The following is a 566-nucleotide window of genomic DNA, read 5'->3' as shown; positions in this document are numbered from 1 at the left end:
TGCTCACCGCCGTTTCTACGCCAGTACCACCGCTGCCAAAGTTAATAACAGGACGATTAGGGATGCTGGACGCTAACTCATCGTTCGCTTCCGTGCCCGCGTCGTAACTGTTCAAGGTCGCTTTGTAAGTGCCCGCTTCGGTTGGAATTTTCCAACTGTCTAAGCCGACAAAACCATCATTGGTTGGCAATAACATCGCGCTAAGTGAGAGGTAACCGTGATCGCCACTATCCAAAGTAAACGTGGTCGCAGCGCCCGGATTGAGAATACCGCCCGCAGGATTTTCTACGACTGCGCCGCCTGCGTTGCCAATCACGGTCGATAATCCAGAAATATCCCCACCTTCAGCCATCGCTTCAAGCTCTGATGTGGCGGATTCTCCGACTTTAAACATATGTAGATCTGAGCCATGCGCCGCGACGATAAGCGGTGTAAAGTAAATGCCTTTGGTTGCGTTGGTAACCGTAATTTCTAGTTCCGCCGCTTGAGCTGATGCCGCGCCAACCGCCAGAGCAACAGACGTCATGACAAGACTAAGTTGGGTACGTTTTTTCATTGTGAATCCA

Annotated in this window: 1 protein-coding gene; it reads right to left on the bottom strand. The window is 51.2% G+C overall.

What is annotated here, in order from left to right; genetic code table 11:
• A partial coding sequence (locus R7R78_RS24280) for a spondin domain-containing protein (protein WP_225474395.1) occupies positions 1-556 on the bottom strand: 556 nt, incomplete at its 3' end.
• Positions 557-566 lie beyond the last annotated feature (10 nt).

Source organism: Vibrio sp. 2134-1 (assembly GCF_033339495.1).
This window is presented reverse-complemented; position numbering and strand designations above follow the sequence as displayed.